We start from the raw sequence: 4,902 nt of genomic DNA, 5'->3' as shown, positions 1-4,902 counted from the left end.
GAGGGCGGCCGCCACGGTCGCCGCCGCGGTGCCCGCCAGCAGTCCGCGGGCCGCCTCCGGGTGCCAGGTGTGCAGCTTGCGGCCCGCGGTGTCGGCTATCCCGTCCACCAGGTCGTCGAGCCGGGCCTCGGGCAGCGCCTCGGTGTGCGGGCGCAGGTAGAGCACGGCGCCGTCGAAGAGCCCGGCGCGGGCGAGGGTGGTCTCCTCGTCGAGCGGGGCGTCACCGAGCTGCTGGAGCACCCAGCCGGCATGGTCGAGACCGGCCTCCTCGGCCTCCTCGCCGACGTAGCGGAGCAGCGTGGGCAGGAGATCGGCGACCGGCACGTCGGCCGGCACGGCCAGATCGACGGAGACGCTCGGCGCACGTACGGTCAGGCGGCACAGCTCGGCCACCGCACTGTCGGTCATCAGCTGAACACTCGTCTTCCGTGGGGGCTTTGGCAGGAGGACTTCCCCGGGAGAACTCCCCCGGGAGAGGGGACCAGCGAAGAGTACGGAAGGCCGACGCGTCCCGGAACGGGGGGTACCGGGAAGTGAAATGGTGTCCGCGCGGCCGGCGGCCGCCTCTTCCGCATGGACAGGTCGTGTTCCGTGAATGCAGACTACTGCCTGAGCCCGGCGGATCGCGCTGCGGACCGGACTCGTCGTCCGGCATGGAGTTGTCCTTCGCGGGAGTTCACCGTCGCCGCCGTCCGCCCGGAACATTCACCCCGGCGTTCACCGTGTCACGCGGCACCCGGAGAATCGGCTCGGCGCGGCCTTTTCCGCCGCCGGGCGCGCCGGTATTCGGCGCGGGCCGGAAAGCCAGTGAAACCGGAGGTTCTGTTCCTTGAGTGTGGTGCTGTTTCGCCGGCCGGCCCGCAGACGCGGGCCGGAGATGCCCGAGGGCCAATTGACCCTCCAGGAGCCACCGGTCCTCGCCGAGACGGTGCCCGACACCTCGGCGATATGGACCTATCTGCCGATGGCCCTGATGTCGGTGTCGATGATGCTGATGTTCCTGCGCCCCGGCGGCGGGAACGGCGTCTTCATGTACCTGGCGATGGGCGTCATGGCGCTCTCCGCCGGTGCGATGCTGCTGGGGCAGCTGATGCGCCGCTCCAGCGAGCGCAAGCAGCGCCTGAAGGGCGAGCGCCGCGACTACCTCCGCTATCTGGCGCAGACCCGCAAGCGGGTCCGGGCCACCATCGTGGAGCAGCAGCGCGCCCTCGCCTGGCGCCACCCGGACCCCGCCTCGCTGCGCTCCCTGGCACGCACCTCGCGGCTGTGGGAGCGCCGCCCGGCCGACGAGGACTTCGGCGAGGCCCGGCTCGCGGTCGGCGAGCAGCAGCTCGCGCTCACCCTGCAGCCGGTCTCCACCCGCCCGGTGGAGGACCTGGAGCCGCTCTGCGCGCACGCCCTGCGCCGCTTCATCCGCGCCTACTCGACCGTCCCGGAACAGCCTCTCGGCCTCTACCTGCGCTCCTCCGCCCGGATCCTGCTGCGCCCCGAGGAGGCCGCCGCCGAGGCGTCCGCCGAGCCGGGTGTCCCCGCGCACGGGGAGCAGGGCGGGGCAGGCGCCCCGGCCCAGGACCCGGCCGACGCCGTACGCTCCCTCGTGCGCGCCGCACTGGCGCAGCTCGCGGTGTTCCACGCGCCCGAGGAGCTGTGGCTCGCGGTCTGCGTCAGCGACGAGCGGCGGCCCGACTGGGAGTGGGTCAAGTGGCTGCCGCACGCGCTGCATCCGCAGGAGGAGGACGGCGCGGGCCAGGTCCGCCGGATCACCGCCGACCTCACCGAGCTGGACGACCTGCTCGGCGCCGAGTTCGCCGAGCGCCCCGGCTTCGACCCGGACGCCCGCCCCGGCCGTGACGAGCCCTACACCGTCGTCGTCCTGGACGGCGTCACCGTGCCCGAGGGCCACCGCTGGGAGGGGCACGGCTACCGCAACGCCGTGGTCCTCGACGTCTCCGGGGCGCTGCGCTGGCGGCCCGGCCGCAACACGCTGCGGCTGACCGCCGGTCCCGACCGGGTGAGCCTGGTGCGCACCGACCGCAGCCGCAAGGAGCGCTCCGTGCCGCTGGGCCGCCCGGACCGGCTGGGCCCGCTCGGCGCCGAGTCCCTGGCCCGGCTGCTCACGGCCCGCCGGATCAGCCTGGGCACCGACATCGCGCAGCCGCTGGACGCGGACGTCGAACTGACCACCCTGCTCGGCATTCCCGACCTGCACCGGCACGACCCGGCCACCCTCTTCGCCAAGCACACCGGCTCCGCCCGGCTGCGGGTGCCGGTCGCGGTCGGCGTGGACGGCCGCCCGGTGGAACTCGACATCAAGGAGTCCGCGCAAGGGGGCATGGGGCCGCACGGCATGCTCATCGGGGCCACCGGCTCCGGCAAGAGCGAACTGCTGCGCACCCTGGTCCTGGGCCTGGCCCTGACCAACTCCTCGGAGACCCTCAACTTCGTCCTGGTCGACTTCAAGGGCGGCGCCACCTTCCTGGGCCTGGAGGAACTCCCGCACACCTCCGCCGTCATCACCAACCTCGCCGACGAGGTGGCCCTGGTGGAACGCATGCAGGACGCCCTGCACGGCGAACTCATGCGCCGCCAGGAGCTGCTGCGCGCGGCCGGCAACTACACCTCCGCCCTGGAGTACGAGCGGGCCCGCGCGGCCGGGGCCGGTCTCACCGCGCTGCCGAGCCTGTTCGTGGTGGTCGACGAGTTCAGCGAGCTCCTGTCCACGCACCGGGAGTTCATGGACCTGTTCGTGATGATCGGCCGCCTGGGCCGCTCCCTGGGGGTGCACCTGCTGCTGGCCTCGCAGCGCCTGGACGAGGGCCGTATGCACCAGCTGGAGAGCCATCTGTCGTACCGGATCGGCCTGCGCACCTTCTCCGCCATGGAGAGCCGCGGTGTGCTCGGCGTGCCGGACGCCTACGAGCTGCCCGCCCAGCCCGGCAGCGGCTACCTGAAGTCCGGTGTGGAGGCCCTGACGCGCTTCCGGGCCGCCTACTCCTCGGGCACCTACCGGCGGCGCACCGGCGCGGTGGTCCAGGCCCGGGTGGCCAGCCAGGTGGTGCCGTGGAGCAGCGGCTGGGTGGTGCCCCGCACGCTGGAGGCGGCGCCTGAACCGGAGCCGGAGCCGGGGACAGCGGGAGCCGACGAGGACGAGGAGACCCTGCTCGCCGTGGCCCTGGACCGGCTGCGCGGCTCGGGCCCCGCCGCCCACCAGGTGTGGCTGCCGCCGCTGGACGAGCCGTCCCCGCTGGACGCCCTGCTGCCCGGCATCGCGCCCGACCCGCAGCGCGGCCTGACCGCCACCGGCTGGCCGGGCACCGGCAAGCTGCGGGTCCCGGTCGGTCTGGTGGACAAGCCCTTCGAGCAGCGCCGCGACCCGCTGGTCGTGGACCTGTCCGGAGCCGGTGGCCATGTCGCGATCGCCGGTGGTTCGCAGAGCGGCAAGTCCACCCTCACCCGCACCCTGATCGGCGCCCTCGCCCTCACCCACACCCCCGCCGAGATCCAGTTCTACTGCCTGGACTTCGGCGGCGGCGGTCTCTCGCAGCTCGCCGCGCTGCCGCACGTCGGCGGTGTCGCCGCACGGCTCAACCCGGAACGGGTGCACCGCGCGGTCGCCGAGGTGATGACGCTGCTGGCCCGGCGCGAGCAGTTCTTCGTCGACCACACCGTCGACTCCATGCAGTCCTACCGCCGCCGCCGGGCCGCCGGGGAGTTCCCCGACGAGCCGTTCGGCGACGTGTTCATGGTGGTCGACGGCTGGTCCACGGTCCGCCAGGACTACGACGACCTGATCCCGAAGTTCAACGAACTGGCCGCCCGCGGTCTCAACTACGGCATCCACCTGCTCATCACCACCACCCGCTGGGTGGAGCTGTCCGCGCAGGTGCGCGACCAGTCCGCCACCCGCCTGGAACTGCGGATGGGCGACCCGATGGACTCCGAGATCGACACCCGCAAGGCCCGCTCGGTGCCGCGCAGCGGCGGTCGCGGCATCACCGCCGACAGCAAGATGCACTTCCTCGCCGGCCTGCCCCGGCTGGACGGCAGCGGTTCCCTGGAGGACCTCGGCGAGGGTGTCGCCCACCTGGTCTCCGAGGTCGCCCGGCACTGGCCCGGCGCGCCCGCCCCGCAGGTGCGGATGCTGCCGCACCGGCTCCCGCTCGCCGAGCTGCCCGCCCCCGAGGCCACCGAGGGCGGCGGCATGCGCCTGCCGCTCGGCATCGACCAGGACGCCCTGGAACCGGTCTGGCACGACTTCAGCCGCACCCCGCACCTGATCGTGGTCGGCGACACCGAGAGCGGCAAGACCAACCTGCTGCGCGGTGTCACGGCGGGCATCACCGCCCGCTACTCGCCCGCCGAGGCGAAGATCATCGTGGTGGACTACCGCCGCACCCTGGTGGACACCGTCCCCGAGGAGTACCGCATCGGGCACGTGATCTCCCTGGACAACCTCAAGGAGACCGTCGAGGGCGCGGCCAGGGCGATGAAGACCCGCGTCCCCGGGGCCGACATCGCGCCCAGTCGCATGCGCAGGTGCGACTGGTGGACCGGCCCGCGGCTGTTCATCCTGATCGACGACTACGACATGGTCTCCGGCAGCTCGTTCCAGAGCCCCATGGAGCCCCTCTTCGAGTACCTGACCCTCGGCTTCGAGATGGGTCTGCACCTGGTGGTCGCCCGCAGCGCGATGGGCGCGGGCCGCGGTCTCAGCGACGGCCTGATCCGCCGCCTGGACGAGGCCAACAACCCGGCCGTCCTGCTCTCCTGCCCGCCCACGGAGGGCCGCCTGTTCGGCAACGCGAAGCCCCGCAACCTTCCGCCGGGCCGGGCGCTGCACATCGCCCGCCGCCGGGCGAGGCTGATGCAGACGGCACTGGTGGAGGAGGCCGGCTGAGGGAA

2 protein-coding genes are annotated in these 4,902 nt (G+C 73.2%); one reads left to right on the top strand and one right to left on the bottom strand.

Annotated elements, in window-relative coordinates; translation table 11 throughout:
* On the bottom strand, positions 1-408 hold a 408-nt coding region (locus HO151_RS01140; protein WP_173894277.1), incomplete at its 3' end, for an EsaB/YukD family protein.
* Positions 409-877: 469 nt separating this feature from the next.
* Between HO151_RS01140 and eccCa the strand changes: the two genes are divergently transcribed.
* The gene (gene eccCa, locus HO151_RS01135) at positions 878-4,897 is read left to right on the top strand and encodes a type VII secretion protein EccCa (RefSeq protein ID WP_173894276.1); all 4,020 of its coding nucleotides are present in this window, start codon (positions 878-880) and stop codon (positions 4,895-4,897) included.
* Positions 4,898-4,902 lie beyond the last annotated feature (5 nt).

The organism is Streptomyces sp. 8P21H-1 (assembly GCF_013302945.1).
The sequence above is the reverse complement of the archived record's forward strand: the minus strand, read 5'-3'. Positions and strand labels throughout refer to the sequence as shown.